This window comes from Arthrobacter sp. MDT2-34-1 (assembly GCF_059091365.1).
Genome location: NZ_JBNHGO010000003.1, coordinates 228,876 through 243,115, shown reverse-complemented (window position 1 = coordinate 243,115; position 14,240 = coordinate 228,876). Strand labels below are relative to the sequence as shown.

The following is a 14,240-nucleotide window of genomic DNA, read 5'->3' as shown; positions in this document are numbered from 1 at the left end:
CGGCTCCATCGGTACCCCACCACAGGCGCAACGCAACTTTGGCACCCAAGCCGGACGCCGGCGTCGTACTGACAAAAGTTTTCTTGAGGAGTGAATGAGCGATGAACGATCCGATTACCTTGAACGGGATTACGTTGACGGGCCCGGCCGTGTGCCGGCAGGAGGAAGTGCTGACCCCGCAGGCGCTGGAGTTTGTGGCCAGGCTGCACCAGGCCACCGCGGCGCGGCGGCGGGAGCTGCTGGTCCAGCGGGAGAACCGGCGGCGCTCGATCGCCCGCGGGCACGACCCGAAGTTCCTGCCCGGCACCCGGCACATCCGCGAGGACTCCTCGTGGAAGGTGGCTCCCCCGGCGCCCGGGCTGGAGGACCGCCGGGTGGAGATCACCGGGCCGGTGGAGAAGAAGATGACCATCAACGCGCTGAACTCCGGCGCCAAGGTGTGGCTGGCGGACATGGAGGACTCCTCCACCCCCAGCTGGTCCAACGTCATCAACGGGCAGCTGAACCTGACCGACGTGCTGGAGCGGCGGATCGACTTCGTCTCCGACACGGGCAAGGAATACAAGCTGACCGGCCAGACGCTGACCGACCTGCCCACCATCGTGGTGCGGCCGCGCGGCTGGCACCTGCCGGAGAAGCACATGCTGATCGGCGGCGAGCCGGTGGCTGGCGGCATCGTGGACTTCGGCCTGTACTTCTTCCACAACGCTCAGCGGCTGATCGCCCAGGGCCGCGGACCGTACTTCTACCTGCCGAAGATCGAGTCGCACCTGGAAGCCCGGCTGTGGAACGACGTGTTCATCCTGGCGCAGGACCTGCTGGGCATCCCGCAGGGCACCATCCGCGCCACCGTGCTGATCGAGACCATCACGGCCGCGTTCGAGATGGAGGAGATCCTGTACGAGCTGCGCGACCACGCCTCCGGGTTGAACGCCGGCCGCTGGGACTACATCTTCTCGGTGATCAAGAACTTCCGCGCCCGCGGGCCGCGGTTCGTGCTGCCGGACCGGACGCAGGTGACCATGACGGCGCCGTTCATGCGCTCCTACACCGAGCAGCTGGTCCGCGCCTGCCACCGCCGCGGCGCCATGGCCATCGGCGGGATGGCCGCGTTCATCCCCAGCCGCCGCGATCCGGAGGCCAACGCCATCGCCATGGAGAAGGTGCACGCGGACAAGACCCGCGAGGCCTCCGACGGGTTCGACGGCTCCTGGGTGGCGCACCCGGACCTGGTCCCGGTCTGCCGCGAGGTGTTCGACTCTGTGCTCGGTGACCGGCCCAACCAGCTGGACCGCCAGCGAGAGGACGTCACGCCCGACGACGCCGCCCTGCTGAACGTCGCCGGGACCGAGGGCTCCATCACCGAGACCGGCATCCGCACCAACCTGGAAGTCGGCATCCAATACATCGAGTCCTGGCTGCGCGGCAACGGCGCGGTGGCCATCCACAACCTGATGGAGGACGCCGCGACGGCGGAGATCTCCCGCTCGCAAATTTGGCAGTGGATCCACGCCCACGCCGTAACCGACGACGGCGAGATCATCACCCGCGAATGGGTCCGCGAACTGCTGGAGGAAGAGTTCGCCGCTCTGCCGCGGTTCGACGGCGACCGGTTCGACGACGCCCGCGAAATCTTCGAAGAGTGCGCCCTCGGCGAAGAGTTCCCCGCCTTCCTGACGATCCCCGCGTACCAGAACTACCTGCTGGAGAAGTCGCCGGCCAAGGTGGTTGCTGCGGCCTAAGTTGCCACCATTCGTCCGGCGGCGGGCCGGGGTCCACTAGCCAGCCCCCGGTCACCCGCCGGCACCATAAACTTTCCGCAGGGCCGCCAGGTCCACGCATCTTTCGCCACAAGCAGCCCGATGGTCGGGCGGGCCGGCGGCCCTGCGGAAGCACAGTGAAATGAATCGCCGGGTGCGGCTCTACAGACGGAGCCGCACCCGGCGCTTTTTTGCTGGCATGTTCTGGGGAGGGGAGTTCGCGCCCGTCGAGCGGTGTGTTCACGGGCCGAGCTAGGAGGACCAGCCATCCTAGCTGGCGGGGTCGTATTGGAAAGCCCGCACTTCCTGCGCGCACCGGCAAGCGGCCGCGAGCTTCGCGGCCCACTCCAGGGCCGCATCATACGAGGGCAGCTCCAGCACCGCGTAGCCGCCTTCGAGCCGCTTCGTTTGCGGGTAGGTACCCTCGCTCGCGGTCCCATCACCGAACCCGCCTATCCCTGGCTGCCTTGCGCGATCAGCTGGGACTCCCTCCGCAATGTCTCAAGTTCTGGCAGCCGCCTAGGGTTACCACTGAGATTGAAGAGAGGTCCATGCCTTTGAAGGAGTTGCACTTCGGTTTCATGGATTGAGCCTTGAAACTCAACCCATCCGATCTCAAGGTGGGCGTTGATCCAATTGATGATTGCTGCTCTGTCATGCGCTGCGAAAGTGTAGTTGCGCTTGTTGACCTTGGCGGCCAGCGAAGCTGGCTCAGGTCTGAATCCCAGAACTGAACCCATGCTGCGGAAGAAGTTACCGTGCCCTCGGCCTCTGAGCTCTTGGTGTAGTAAGCGGGTCCGGAGGCTGGTTTTAGCCTCGCCAATATAAATCAAGTTATCGTTGCGACGCTCTGCAATTCCACGGAAGGGCTCTGGCAGTTCCGCTACAGAGAAGACGCGGATCGCATACAGGCCGGGACTGGGAGGCACATCATCATCGATCGTCCCCGCCGGGCGGAAGTTCCCTTCTGCAAGGAGAGTTCGTTCGACTCGTGCTACATCTACCGGCATACTCTTTGAAGGCTCGGAAGCCCCCGTCGGAATGGCGCGGGATTGCATATTTGGAACCGTGCGTGGATCTTCGAAGTTTCATTGCTGGCCCACAAAGCCTCTCCCACTTTGATGAACAAGTGAGGGTACTTACGGATGCGAGTCGAGATCTGCGAGCTCGGCACTGGTTGACCATCGCCTCGCTGGTATCGTCCACGCATGTTCACTGCGTCAGCGATTTCACGAGTTGTGAGCGGCCGCCGTGCTTCTTTCAGAACAGACATTATGGCTTCGTGGAGCGTCATCCCAGCAACCTACCTCGTCTTCGTTCGGCGGAGTTCGCTATATGTCATCCTCGTGTGAGGTTCCGCCTTCGCCTTCCCAGGTTTCCAAGCGCGCGATCTTGGAAGCGTTGAACTTCCGGCGCACTCCGTAGCCGCCGTGATCGTCGTCTTCGATGAAGACGACGCCGAATTGCTCTAAGGCACGGCGCAATTGCCAGTTTTGCTCCGGGGTCAGCGCCTGGTTGCCCTTCTCGAAATTGCGCACCTGTTTTCTGTCCAAGCCAGATGCCTTGCCGATCACCTTGGACGAGACCTGGGTTAGTGCGCGGGCCGCACGTGCAAGATCTGAGGGAATGATCATCGAAGACTTAGTCATGGCCTGATCATCCCAGTCTTTGAGAAAAGGTGCAGCCGTCGTTTCGGCTTTCCGCCCGCGACCTCCAGAGTTGGGTACTACCGGGCAAGCAGAAAGCTCGTTGTCTTAAGCCACATCAACCAATGCATGCCCTAGGTTGGAGCCATGATCCCGCCGCAAGCTCCAGATCCGCTCGAGGTTGTGGTCCGCAACGACGTCCCTGATGTTTGGGATGTCCTCGCGTCCCTCGGTCCGCTGGCTATCCTCTTGGCTGCCCTCATCGCCGCCTACATCGGCTGGCGCAGCATGCGGGCGCAGGCCGAGGCAGATCGCCGTGCCCAGTGGTGGGCGCGGGCGGAGTGGGCGTTGGAAGCCTCAATGTCACCCAGCATGGACCGCAAAGTCGTCGGACTCGGCGTGTTGGCGCTTCTCGCCGAAAGCCATCTGGCCGGCGAGGAAGAGGCGCGGATTCTTCAGGTCGCCTCGACTGACAATTTGGCTCAACAGGTCACGGTTCTTGAGGATGTAGAGATCGAGCCGCGCTCCCCTATGGCTACTGAGAATTCCCGGCAGGAGCACATTAGAGTTCAAGCGGCCAAGCTGCGGGTAGTCACGGACAAGAAGCAGGGGCACCGGACACCCGAGTGGATCATAAAGCTGGCCCAAACTTCGACTTAGTCCCCCGCCATGGCACAATGACGGCAGACTAAGCCCGGAGGAAATGCATGACAACCCACGATCAAACGACCTCAGAAACCCAGCAAAAGCCGAAAAGCTACCTGGAGTGGAAATTCTCCAGCGGCGGCAAAGTCTTCCGCGATCTGCTCGGGATTGCCTTCATTTTTCTGTTCATCACGCTTTTCAATATCGCGGGCAACGGGTTCTGGATGAACCTCGGCGGTGCCGTCCTTATCGGCCTTGCCCTCGATGCCGTTGAATACCAGCACGAAGTGCACCGGCGCCCAGCCGTCCGGAAACACGTCATCTGGTGGCAACTGCTGGCCGCGGTTGCCGTGACCATTCTGTACATCAGCGTGATCCAGCTGACCCGCTGACGCTTCCCTCCCAGCCCCGGGGCCACGGAACGGCGGCGCTTAGACGAGCGCCGCCGTCGTTGTTTCCTAGCTCCGGAACAAACCGCTGTAGGCGTTGAGGGCCGGCTGGCCGCCGAGGTGGGCGTAGAGCACGGTGCTCTCGGCCGGGATCTCCTTGCTGCTGACCAGGTCGATCAGGGCGGCCATCGATTTTCCTTCGTAGACCGGGTCGGTGATCATGGCCTCGAGCGAGGCGCTCAGCCGCATGGCTTCCAGGGTGGATTCGACCGGAATGCCGTAGAGATCTCCGGCCCAGCCCTCGAGCACCGTGATCTCGTCGTCGTGCAGTTCCCGCTCGAGCCCGATGAGCTGCGCCGTGTTGCGGGCGATGCGGCCGACCTGGTCGCGGGTCTTGGACAGGGTGGCGGAGGCGTCGATGCCGAGCACGCGGCGCGCCCGGCCGCCCGCGTCCTGCAAGGCGGCGAACCCGGCAATCATCCCGGCGTGGGTGGAGCCGGTGACGGTGCAGACCACGATGGTGTCGAAGAAGACGCCGAGGTCCTTTTCCTGTTGCTGCACCTCGTACGCCCAGTTGGCGAAGCCCAGCCCGCCGAGCTTGTGCTCGGAGGCGCCGGCCGGGATGGGATAGGGCTTGCCGCCGGCCGCCTCGACCTCGGCGATGGCGTTCTGCCAGGAGTCGCGGATGCCGATGTCGAAGCCGGCCGGGTCGAGCCGCACGTCCGCCCCCATCAGCCGGGAGAGCAGGATGTTGCCCACCCGGTCGGTGAGGGGGTCCGGCCAGTCCACCCAGTTCTCCTGCACCAGCAGCGCCTTGAGGCCGAGCGTCGCGGCCACTGCTGCCACCTGCCGCGTGTGATTGGACTGGAAGCCGCCGATGGACACGATGGTGTCCGCGCCCTCGGCGAGGATGTCCGGGACGATGTACTCGAGCTTGCGGGTCTTGTTGCCGCCGTAGGCCAGGCCGGAATTCACGTCCTCCCGCTTGGCCCAGATCTGCGCACCGCCCAGGTGCTTGCTCAGCCGCGGCAGGTGGTGGACCGGGCTGGGGCCGAAGGTGAGCGGGTAGCGGTCGAACTCCGTGATGGCCATGTGGTCCCCGTTCTGCCTCGGCGGCTACTGGCCTGATCCGGCATTCTCCGGAGCGGTGATGTTGACCATCCAGTTCACACCGAACTTGTCCGTGAGCTGCCCGAAGTAGTCGCCCCACGGGGCCTTTTCAAGCGGCTGGTTGACGGTTGCTCCGTCGCTCAGGCCCTCCCAGTAGCTGCGCAGCTTGTCGTCCTCGCCCGGGTCTTCGCCGCTGGAGCTGACACAGATGTAGCCGTTCGGGGAGGCCTGCATCTCGGGCGGCACGTCCGACGCCATCAGCAGGAAGCCGCGGTCCACGGTCACGGACGAGTGCATGATTTTCCCGCCGGTCTCAGGGCTCTCGTCGCCCATTCCCTCGGCGTAGGTCATTTTGCTCAGCTCGCCGCCGAACACGGAGTGATAGAACTCGATCGCCTCCGCGGCGTTGCCGGTGAACTGCAGGTAGGGGTTCAGGTCCAGTGCCATGGGTCTGCCTTCCGTAGTGGATGCGGCGCGTTCCGTGCCGCGTTCATTCTTGCGCCTTCCACGGCGCGCGGGAAGGGGCGGCGGGCCCCGGCCGCACCTGCCCGTGAAGTGGAACGTCCAACCTGTGCGTGCTCCGGTGCTTCCGCACCCTGTGCCGGGAAGCGGGGGTCAGTAAGTCCGCTCGACGCCGAACTCCAGCGGCGGCAGTGCGGCGCGCCGCCGGACCAGATCCTGCGCGTGGGCGGCCAGCCTCCGATCCTCGTCGGAGCGCAGCACGAGTTGCGGAACCTTGGCGGCGTGCCCGGCCTCGTCCCGGGTAACGAAGACGGTCATGCACTGCGTGGTGTCCCGCCAGTCGCCGCCGCGCGGGTCCCGTGCCCGGACGTGGACGGCGATGTGCATGGAGTGCGGACCGGTGTGGATCATCCGGGCGGAGAGTTCCACCAGGTCGCCGATGTGGACGGGGTTTAGGAAGTGGATGCCGCCGGAGTAGACCGCCACGGCGTCGGCACCGCACCATCCCATGGCGCAGGCCCTGGCCACCTCGTCAATCCAGCGCAGCACGATCCCGCCGTGGGCGTTGCCGCCCCAGTTCACGTCCGTGGGCGCGGCGAGGAAACGGAAGCGTTCGGACGGTGTGGTGCCAGCCTCCGTGTACGCCTGGGCGCTCATCACCTCGCGGATCTCGCGCCGGGCCTCCAGCCGGCCCTCGATCCCGCGTGCCAGCCGCTGCGACGCGTCGTCGGTCGGCGCCCATGCCGGAACGGGCCGGGGCCGCCGCTGCTCGTCCATGGCGACGAACACCAGGATGCAGTCCATCGCCGGCCGGAACTGCCGCGAGCGGACGTCGGCGGCGTCGACGGTCACGACCACCTGCATGCTGGAACGACCGGTGTGCGCGATGCGGGCGCTGACCTCGATCAGGTCGCCGTTGCGGATCGGCCGGGTGAAGTGCACATTGCCGACGTACGCGGTGACGCAGTAGCCGCCCGAGTAGCCGACGGCGCACGCGTATCCGGCCTTGTCGATCCACTCGAGGACCCTTCCGGCCTGTACCGTGGTCCCGTCGGCCGCGACGTCGGTGGGCGCGGCGAGGAAGCGCAGCGTGATCGAATCTTCCATGGCGCCATCGTAGCCGCGCGTGAGGCCGCCGTAGCCGGTTGGCGGACGGGCCGGGCGCTGAGGGACGGCCGGAACTGGAGAGAGACGTGGCCGGACGCTGAGTGACGGCCGAACTGCTGAGGGACGTGGCCCGGCTGCAGAGGGACCGACACAAAAACGTCCGCTCCCCGGAGACCCGGGAAGCGGACGTTTCGGTGCAGCCTGCGGCGGGCTCGGCTAGCGCCGGCCTGCCAGGGCGTCCTCGCGGCCTTCGAGTGCCGCCTTTTCCTCGGCCACCTTGGCGTCGTGGGCGGCGCGGATCGCGGTGTGCTCCGGGTTGCGGCGCAGCCACAGGTAGCCGATGCCGAGCGCGACGAACCAGACCGGGGTGAACAGCAGGGCCGCCAGCGTGTCCGGCTGGGTGGTCAGCGCCCACAAGATGAAGGCGAAGAAGGCCATGACCACGTAGGGCATGAACGAACCGCCCGGCATCTTGAACTTGCTGGCCTCGTGCAGATGCGGCCGGCGACGGCGGTACACGATGTAGCTGACCAGGATGATGGTCCAGACAAACATGAAGCAGAGCGCCGAAACCGTGGTGACCATGGTGAACGCCTCGGAAACGCTGCCCTCCGCATAGAGCAGGACCACGCCGGCGAGCAGGAACATGCAGGAGAACAGCAGCGCGCTGCGCGGCACACCGCGGCTGGAGAGCTTGCCGAATCGCTTCGGGGCATCGCCCTCCAGCGAGAGGCCGTAGATCATGCGCGACGTCGAGTAGATGCCCGAGTTCGCCGACGACGTCGCCGAGGTCAGGACCACGAAGTTCACGACGCCGGCCGCGCCGACGAGGCCGGCGAGGGCGAACATGCCCACGAACGGGGATTCGTCGGCGTTAAACCCGGTCCACGGCTGGACGGCCATCAGGATGATGAGGGCGCCTACGTAGAAAATCAGGATGCGGATCGGGATGGAGTTCACCGCCCGCGGCAGGTTCTTCTCCGGGTCCTTCGTCTCGGCGGCGGTGGTGCCGACCAGTTCGATTCCGACGAACGCGAACACGGCGATCTGGAACCCGGCCACGAAGCCCATGAAGCCGGTGGGGAACATTCCGCCGTGCTCCCACAGGTTCCCGAAGGAGGCGCGGACGCCGTCGTGCTCGAAGTTGGTGATGATCATGACCAGGCCGACGACGATCAGGGCCACGATGGCGATAATCTTGATCAGCGCGAACCAGAATTCGGTCTCGCCGAAGGCCCGCACGGTGGGCAGGTTCAGCGCGAGCAGCAGCAGGATGCAGGCGAGCGCCGGGATCCACAGCGGCAGGTCAGGCCACCAGAACGCCACGTAGTGCGCGATCGCGACGACGTCGGCGATGCCGGTGACCACCCAGCAGAACCAATACGTCCAGCCGGTGAAGAACGCCGCCCACGGTCCCAGGATGTCGCCGGCGAAGTCGCCGAAGTTCTTGTACTCGGTGTTGCTCAGCAGCAGCTCGCCCATCGCCCGCATGACGAAGAAGAGCATGAAACCGATGATCATGTAGACGAAGATGACCGAGGGGCCGGCGACGGAAATCGTCTTGCCCGAGCCCATGAAAAGCCCGGTGCCGATCGCACCGCCGATGGCGATCAACTGGATGTGGCGGTTGGATAAAGACCGCTGGAGGTGCGGTTCGGTGCTGGTGGCGCTCACTATGTTCCTTACGGGTGGGACTGTGTAGCTGCTGGAGGTTCCGTTCAAACCGGTCCGGACGCAGGCTCCATTGCCCGTCCGGCCAGACCGATAGCAAGCCGCCCGCCGCGCAGCCCGGAGGGGCCGAGTGGGTGACCTACGCCACGAAAACCTATCTGCCGCGGCTCACGTGGGTCAAATCGAGAACAATCGGGAACACATGGCCGGCCCGGGACCACCGTCGCCGCGAACTTGTAACGCCGGTCTACCGGCTGTGGCTGTGGTCGGCGGGGTCCGTCTCGTCGGAGGAAAGCGCCTCGAGACGCCGGAGATCTTCGGGATGCAGCCCAGGCTGGTCCCGCAGGGCCTCGAGGAGTAATTGCATCTGCCGGTTTAGGGCCGGCACGTGTTCGGCGTGGCCCTCGGCACGGACGTGCGCGATGAGCATGCGCAGGACCCGGAGCAGCGCGGCGACCACCTCCGGCTGGTTCAGGCTTGTCTGGCGGAGCTGGTCGAAGGCGTGGTTGACGTATTCGCCGTGGTCCAGGTTCCACGGCTGCACGAGGACCCGGCCTGCTTTGTCCCGCAGCGCTTCCGGAGCAAGCGGGGCGGTCAGGACCGCCCGCAGGAGGCTGCCCAGTCGCAGGATGACCTCCACAGCGGTCGTAGGGTCGTTGACGGCCGGGCTCAACGCCCGCAGGCCGATGTCGACGAGCTGCCGGATGGCGAAGTCGACGTCCTGCAGCATGGTCCGCGCGGCGGCAACTTCAAATGCGCCGGCCAGCCTTTCCCGGCTGCGCTCCGGCGGAGGCGGCCACACGGTGACCAGCGGCTCGCCGGCATGGATGTAGGCCCCCACGCGGGTCTCCATCCGCACCGTTGTACCTGCAGGTACTGCTGTCAGAAGCTGGCCGCTGTCCACCTGGCTGACCCATCCGCTGGCTTGGCTGGGGACGACGGCGGCATCTCCGGGGACAGGGAAGTCTGCGGCGTCCACGCGCTGCAGTCCGGGGGGCACCCGGTCCAGGGCGGCAACGACGGCTCGGCCCTCGACCGCGATGACCCGCGCGACGTTGCCCACCTGGAGGCCCCGGGCGAGATGGTCCAGGTGGACGATGATCCCCACCACCGTCACCAGCGTGAGGACGACGGCGATCGTCAGGGATACGCGCGGTGCAGGCTCGGTGGGTTCCCCGCTCAGGCTCGGCAGGATGAGGACGCAGTAAAAGAACGTGGCAACCAGCAGGCCGATCACTGCCTGGCTCAGCCGGTCCCGGATGAACGAGCGCATGACGCGGGGGGAGAACTGGTCGCTGGCCAATTGCAGGCTGACCACGGTGAGCGAGAAGACGACGCCGACCGTGGTGATCATCGCACCGGCGACGGTGGACAGCAGCCAGGTGGCGGCGTTACTGCTCATCGCCAGCGTGAGCGGGACGGCAGCATCGTGGCCGAGGGCGTTGTCGACGGCGGTGGCACCGATTGCCAGGGCAATGCCGGCCAGCATCACAACGGCCGGGAAGAGGAAGAGGCTCTCCTTGAAGCGGTAGCGGAAGGCTGCAAGCCGCAGGCCCCAGGCCTGCCCCGGAGCCCGCTTCACCAGGCGGAAGCGAGGATGAGCGGCGACTGGCCCGGCAGCGAGCAGGTCAGCGTCAGGGCCGTGGCCGGCCTCTCCTGGGCTTCGGGAGTTCGATAGACGGTCAACGTCAACGGGTTGGCGTCGATCGTGGTGACGCTGCCCTCGGTGGTGGGCACCGCCGTCGTCGTGGTGGGGACGATGCCGCCGGGACCGCCGCTGCCGCGGACCGGGAGGGCGCCGGCCAGCGGCTCGAGCTTGCCGTCCACGTCGCGGAACTGCTCCGCGCCGGATCCGCCCTGGATGATCACGGTGGCCAGCGCGGTGGCGTAGACCGGATCGGCGCACGCGTCGTAGATCCAGCGGTCGCCGAGCACGGAGTGGTCCATGGTCCCGGCCAGGAATTGTTCGGCTCCGGGCAGCGGTGCGCCCCGGTAGGTCAGCGGGACGTGCAGCACCGGACCCTCGCCGGCCCGGACCAGGTGCGTTTCCATGCCGACCTCTCCGGCCGGATCGTCGAAGCGGAAGGCGCCAAGGTGCTCCAGCTCGCCGGCGCTGGCTCCAAGTTGTTGGAACCATGGCTGTTCGGGCAGCCATGCCGCCAGCAGCTCCTGCTTGGTGGGATTCAACACTGCGTCGTAAATGATGGCCATGTTGGTAGCCTATCCACTCTTGGACGGGCACGGGCGGGCGGTCAGTCGGTCACCGGCTAGCCGTGCCGCCTCGGTGGTCACTCCCCTTTCGCTCGCGGGATGCCCGGCTCAGACGAATGCGGGATGCCTGGACTCAGACGGATGCGGGCTCGGCGAGGATGGCGTCGATCTGACCCATGGCACCCTGCATGCCCTCGACCATCCCCATCTCGAGCATCTTCTCCAGCTGCTCGGCGGACTCGAACCTGGACTCGGTGGTCATCCGGGTGCGGCTGCCGATGGATTCCAGCGTGACCGTGGCGTAGGTGGTGCCCAGGTCCGCCACCGGCTCGCCGTCGTCGTCGGCAAACCCGTCCTCGAAGGTCAGCCGGTGCGGGGCCTCGATCGCGGTGATCCGCCACCAGCCGGCGGCCGTCTCGCCGTCGGGCCCGGTCATGTAGTAACTGGCCGTGCCGCCGGGAGTGAACTCGTGCTTGCTGAAGGTGGCGGGCCACTCGGGCGGGCCCCACCAGCGTTCCAGCTGGCGCGGATCCTCCCAGAGCTGCCAGACGCGCTCGACGGGTGCATCGAACTCGGCCACGAGGGTGAACGTCAGGGCCTCGAGGTTCTGCTTGGTATCGGTAACCGGCATGACGGTGTCCTTCCTATCCCATGGCGAGAATGTCCTGGATCCGGTCAACGCGTTGGCGCCAGAGCATCTCGTATTCGTCGAGCAGGCGACGCGCTCTTCGCACTCCTTCAGGATGAGGCCGCACCATCTGCTCCCTTCCGCGCTTCTCCTTAACCACCAGGGAAGCCCGTTCCAAGACCGCGACGTGTTTCTGTACCGCGGCGAAACTCATCTGGTACCCCGCCGCCAGACCCGACACCGAGAACTCGCCGGTGAGCACCCGGGCCACGATGTCGCGGCGGGTAGCGTCGGCGAGCGCCTGGAAGAGGCGGTCCAACTCGAGGTCACTGACTTGATCTACAACCATTTGGTTGCAGGTTAGTCCTCGGCGAGCGCCGGGTCAAGGGTCTGGGACGGAAGACGGCGACGGTGGCACCGCACACAGGGGCACCGATGCCGGCCTGGTGATCGCCGCTGCGGCCGCAGTGCGGTTGGCGTCGGGCGTACGGACGGCTTGTGGCCCGCCGAGGTTCCGGGCGGGGCGTAGAATTGATTGGCCGCTTTTTTGACCGGCCGTCTCCCTCCAGCAAGGTTGTTTCTCCCATGCCGCAATTCGCGTCCGCGCTCGCGCGTGGCCTGACTGTCCGCCACATCCGTTTCATGGCCCTTGGCTCCGCGATCGGCACCGGCCTGTTCTACGGATCGGCCGCCGCCATCCAGGCCGCCGGGCCGGCCGTGCTGCTGGCCTACGCCATCGGCGGCGCCGCGGTCTTCCTGGTCATGCGGGCGCTGGGCGAGATGGCTGTGCGGCACCCGGTCTCCGGATCGTTCGGCCAGTACGCCAGCCGCTACCTGGGCCCGTTCGCCGGGTTCATCACCGGGTGGACGTTCGCGTTCGAGATGGCCATCGTGGCGATCGCGGACGTGACGGCGTTCGGCATCTACATGGGCTTCTGGTTCCCCGAGGTGCCGCGCTGGATCTGGATCCTCGCCGTCGTGTTCTTCATCGCCGCCCTGAACCTCGTCAAGGTCAAGGTGTTCGGCGAGACCGAGTTCTGGTTGTCGCTGGTCAAGGTCGCCGCGATCATCGCCATGATCCTCGGCGGCGCCGCGATCATCATCTTCGGCTTCGGGCTGCCGGACGGCGCCAACCCCGGGCTGGAGACCATGCTGGGATCCGGCGGCTTCTTGGCCAACGGGTTCTGGGGGCTGCTGGCCTCCTTCTCCATCGTGATGTTTGCGTTCGGCGGGATCGAGACCATCGGGATCACGGCCGGCGAGGCGGAGAACCCGAAGAAGGCGATCCCGGGCGCGATCAACACCGTGCCGGTGCGGATCCTGCTCTTCTACGTCTGCACCCTGGCAGTGCTGATGATGATCTCGCCGTGGGACCGGATCGACGGCTCCACCAGCCCGTTCGTGCAGATCTTCGACATGCTGGGCATCCCGGCGGCCGCGCACATTCTCAACGCCGTGGTGATCACCGCCGCCATTTCCGCCATCAACTCCGACACGTTCGGCGCCGGGCGAATGATGTACGGGCTAGCCGAGCAGGGCCACGCGCCGAAGGCCTTCGCGAAGATCTCCCGGCACGGCGTGCCGTGGATGACGGTCGCGACGATGGCCGCCGTGCTGCTGGCCGGCGTCGTGCTTAATGCGCTCCTGCCGGAGTCCCTCTTCCTGATCGTTGCGTCGATCGCGACGTTCGCCACGGTGTGGGTCTGGCTGATGATCCTGCTCTCCCACATCGCGATGAAGCGGGAGATTGCGCGGAAGGGGCTGCCGGCGTCGGAATTCCCGGTGCCGTTCTGGCCGGTGGCGTCCTACCTGGCGCTGGGCTTCATGGTGTTCATCGTGGTGCTGCTGGGCATCATGCCGGACACGCGGGTGGCCTTGGTGGTGGGCTGCGCGTGGATCGCCCTGCTGTTCGTGGCCTACCGCTTCGGCATCAAGGGCGCCGGGCGGCGCCGCGCGGAGCTGGTGGACGAGACCGGCGCGGACGTGGCCGCGGAACCGTCGCGGGCGCCGGCGGAGCAGTAGTTTAGGCCCCTAGCCCTGCGCTGACCGACGCTCAGTCGATCTGGGTCCCGCGGGCCACTGCCCCGCGCCGGATGAGGCGCACGGCCTCGCGGCACGTGTCGGCGGCGGCCGACGGCTCCGGGTAGACGGCGGCAACTTGCTCGAGCAGGTCGGCGCACCGCCTGGCCCAGAGCACAAAACCACCGGCAGACAAGGCGCTCTCCGGCAGGACGTCGGCCAGGCTTCGGCCAGCCGCCCAGCGGAACAGCGGGCGGACCAGCCCGGTCTCCGGTTCCGCGGTGCCCGGCAGCCGGTACCGCCGCTCCAGCACGCTCAGCTCCGCCCAGGCGTCGGTGAGGGTGTCGAAGGAGGACTGCAGCCCGCCGGTCGGCATTTTCGCCAACCCCGCCGGGCTCCTGCCGCTGCGGTACACCAGGGCGGCGGCAAAACCGGCAAGCTCCACCGGGGTAAGCCGCCGAAAGGCGCCCCTGTCCAGGCCCAGGCAGACCAGCAGGTCCCGCTCGCCGTAGATCCCGCGCAGCCGAGCGCCGCCGTCGTCAATCAGCACCCCTTGAGCACCGTCCACGACGTAGCCGTACCGGGCGAGCAC

15 protein-coding genes and 1 pseudogene are annotated in these 14,240 nt (G+C 66.5%); 4 read left to right on the top strand and 12 right to left on the bottom strand.

Annotated features, from left to right (window positions below; translation table 11 throughout):
* The first annotated feature begins 101 nt into the window (after positions 1-101).
* Entirely contained in the window at positions 102-1,742 is a 1,641-nt protein-coding gene (gene aceB, locus AC5RVV_RS14530; protein ID WP_494002098.1) for a malate synthase A, read from the top strand.
* Positions 1,743-2,212: 470 nt separating this feature from the next.
* Here aceB and AC5RVV_RS14525 read toward each other — a convergent pair whose 3' ends face one another.
* From AC5RVV_RS14525 to AC5RVV_RS14515, 3 genes are read right to left on the bottom strand one after another with little or no spacing between them, the layout of a single operon-like run.
* Positions 2,213-2,818 carry a GIY-YIG nuclease family protein gene (locus AC5RVV_RS14525; RefSeq protein ID WP_494002097.1) on the bottom strand — a complete coding sequence of 202 codons (606 nt, stop codon included), beginning with the start codon at positions 2,816-2,818 and terminating at the stop codon, positions 2,213-2,215.
* Positions 2,761-3,054: a winged helix-turn-helix domain-containing protein gene (locus AC5RVV_RS14520; RefSeq protein ID WP_494002096.1), complete on the bottom strand. Its 294-nt coding sequence runs from the start codon at positions 3,052-3,054 to the stop codon at positions 2,761-2,763. The genes AC5RVV_RS14525 and AC5RVV_RS14520 overlap by 58 nt, the downstream gene beginning before the upstream one ends.
* A gap of 37 nt (positions 3,055-3,091) precedes the next feature.
* Entirely contained in the window at positions 3,092-3,409 is a 318-nt protein-coding gene (locus AC5RVV_RS14515; protein WP_494002095.1) for an XRE family transcriptional regulator, read from the bottom strand.
* Positions 3,410-3,553: 144 nt separating this feature from the next.
* On the opposite strand from AC5RVV_RS14515, the gene AC5RVV_RS14510 reads away from it, so the two are divergent.
* Both AC5RVV_RS14510 and AC5RVV_RS14505 read left to right on the top strand, forming a co-directional pair.
* On the top strand, positions 3,554-4,066 hold the full coding sequence (locus AC5RVV_RS14510) for a hypothetical protein (RefSeq protein ID WP_494002094.1): 513 nt from the start codon (positions 3,554-3,556) through the stop codon (positions 4,064-4,066).
* A 47-nt stretch (positions 4,067-4,113) separates the two neighbouring features.
* Positions 4,114-4,443 (top strand): hypothetical protein, encoded by a 330-nt coding sequence (locus tag AC5RVV_RS14505; protein WP_494002093.1) that lies wholly within the window; start codon positions 4,114-4,116, stop codon positions 4,441-4,443.
* A 66-nt stretch (positions 4,444-4,509) separates the two neighbouring features.
* Here AC5RVV_RS14505 and AC5RVV_RS14500 read toward each other — a convergent pair whose 3' ends face one another.
* From AC5RVV_RS14500 to AC5RVV_RS14465, 8 genes are all read right to left on the bottom strand, one after another.
* Positions 4,510-5,532 carry a 1-aminocyclopropane-1-carboxylate deaminase gene (locus AC5RVV_RS14500; protein ID WP_494002092.1) on the bottom strand — a complete coding sequence of 341 codons (1,023 nt, stop codon included), beginning with the start codon at positions 5,530-5,532 and terminating at the stop codon, positions 4,510-4,512.
* A gap of 24 nt (positions 5,533-5,556) precedes the next feature.
* Entirely contained in the window at positions 5,557-5,997 is a 441-nt protein-coding gene (locus AC5RVV_RS14495; RefSeq protein WP_494002091.1) for a VOC family protein, read from the bottom strand.
* A gap of 168 nt (positions 5,998-6,165) precedes the next feature.
* Positions 6,166-7,119 carry an acyl-CoA thioesterase gene (locus tag AC5RVV_RS14490; protein WP_494002090.1) on the bottom strand — a complete coding sequence of 318 codons (954 nt, stop codon included), beginning with the start codon at positions 7,117-7,119 and terminating at the stop codon, positions 6,166-6,168.
* Between the two features lie 216 nt (positions 7,120-7,335).
* Positions 7,336-8,793, bottom strand: coding sequence for a D-serine/D-alanine/glycine transporter (gene cycA, locus AC5RVV_RS14485; RefSeq protein ID WP_494002089.1), 1,458 nt, complete (start codon positions 8,791-8,793; stop codon positions 7,336-7,338).
* Between the two features lie 244 nt (positions 8,794-9,037).
* Positions 9,038-10,372 (bottom strand): DUF2254 domain-containing protein, encoded by a 1,335-nt coding sequence (locus AC5RVV_RS14480; protein ID WP_494002088.1) that lies wholly within the window; start codon positions 10,370-10,372, stop codon positions 9,038-9,040.
* Positions 10,369-11,001: a CG0192-related protein gene (locus AC5RVV_RS14475; RefSeq protein ID WP_494002087.1), complete on the bottom strand. Its 633-nt coding sequence runs from the start codon at positions 10,999-11,001 to the stop codon at positions 10,369-10,371. The genes AC5RVV_RS14480 and AC5RVV_RS14475 overlap by 4 nt, the downstream gene beginning before the upstream one ends.
* A gap of 133 nt (positions 11,002-11,134) precedes the next feature.
* Positions 11,135-11,632, bottom strand: a complete 498-nt coding sequence (locus AC5RVV_RS14470) for an SRPBCC family protein (RefSeq protein WP_494002086.1) — start codon at positions 11,630-11,632, stop codon at positions 11,135-11,137.
* A 13-nt stretch (positions 11,633-11,645) separates the two neighbouring features.
* Positions 11,646-11,978 carry an ArsR/SmtB family transcription factor gene (locus tag AC5RVV_RS14465; RefSeq protein WP_494002085.1) on the bottom strand — a complete coding sequence of 111 codons (333 nt, stop codon included), beginning with the start codon at positions 11,976-11,978 and terminating at the stop codon, positions 11,646-11,648.
* Between the two features lie 236 nt (positions 11,979-12,214).
* Between AC5RVV_RS14465 and AC5RVV_RS14460 the strand changes: the two genes are divergently transcribed.
* Positions 12,215-13,651 (top strand): amino acid permease, encoded by a 1,437-nt coding sequence (locus AC5RVV_RS14460; protein WP_494002084.1) that lies wholly within the window; start codon positions 12,215-12,217, stop codon positions 13,649-13,651.
* Positions 13,652-13,682: 31 nt separating this feature from the next.
* On the opposite strand, the pseudogene AC5RVV_RS14455 reads toward AC5RVV_RS14460, so the two are convergent.
* A pseudogene (locus AC5RVV_RS14455) lies at positions 13,683-14,174 on the bottom strand (DEAD/DEAH box helicase); the annotation flags it as partial.
* Between the last annotated feature and the right edge of the window lie 66 nt (positions 14,175-14,240).

Bases quoted from the DNA above. Each gene is read 5' to 3' on its own strand.
- AC5RVV_RS14475 (WP_494002087.1), bottom strand. From the start codon at position 11,001: ATGGCCATCATTTACGACGCAGTGTTGAATCCCACCAAGCAGGAGCTG.
- AC5RVV_RS14490 (WP_494002090.1), bottom strand. From the start codon at position 7,119: ATGGAAGATTCGATCACGCTGCGCTTCCTCGCCGCGCCCACCGACGTC.
- AC5RVV_RS14525 (WP_494002097.1), bottom strand. From the start codon at position 2,818: ATGCAATCCCGCGCCATTCCGACGGGGGCTTCCGAGCCTTCAAAGAGT.
- AC5RVV_RS14505 (WP_494002093.1), top strand. From the start codon at position 4,114: ATGACAACCCACGATCAAACGACCTCAGAAACCCAGCAAAAGCCGAAA.
- aceB (WP_494002098.1), top strand. From the start codon at position 102: ATGAACGATCCGATTACCTTGAACGGGATTACGTTGACGGGCCCGGCC.
- AC5RVV_RS14495 (WP_494002091.1), bottom strand. From the start codon at position 5,997: ATGGCACTGGACCTGAACCCCTACCTGCAGTTCACCGGCAACGCCGCG.
- AC5RVV_RS14470 (WP_494002086.1), bottom strand. From the start codon at position 11,632: ATGCCGGTTACCGATACCAAGCAGAACCTCGAGGCCCTGACGTTCACC.
- AC5RVV_RS14515 (WP_494002095.1), bottom strand. From the start codon at position 3,409: ATGACTAAGTCTTCGATGATCATTCCCTCAGATCTTGCACGTGCGGCC.
- AC5RVV_RS14510 (WP_494002094.1), top strand. From the start codon at position 3,554: ATGATCCCGCCGCAAGCTCCAGATCCGCTCGAGGTTGTGGTCCGCAAC.
- AC5RVV_RS14500 (WP_494002092.1), bottom strand. From the start codon at position 5,532: ATGGCCATCACGGAGTTCGACCGCTACCCGCTCACCTTCGGCCCCAGC.
- AC5RVV_RS14465 (WP_494002085.1), bottom strand. From the start codon at position 11,978: ATGGTTGTAGATCAAGTCAGTGACCTCGAGTTGGACCGCCTCTTCCAG.
- AC5RVV_RS14460 (WP_494002084.1), top strand. From the start codon at position 12,215: ATGCCGCAATTCGCGTCCGCGCTCGCGCGTGGCCTGACTGTCCGCCAC.
- AC5RVV_RS14520 (WP_494002096.1), bottom strand. From the start codon at position 3,054: ATGACGCTCCACGAAGCCATAATGTCTGTTCTGAAAGAAGCACGGCGG.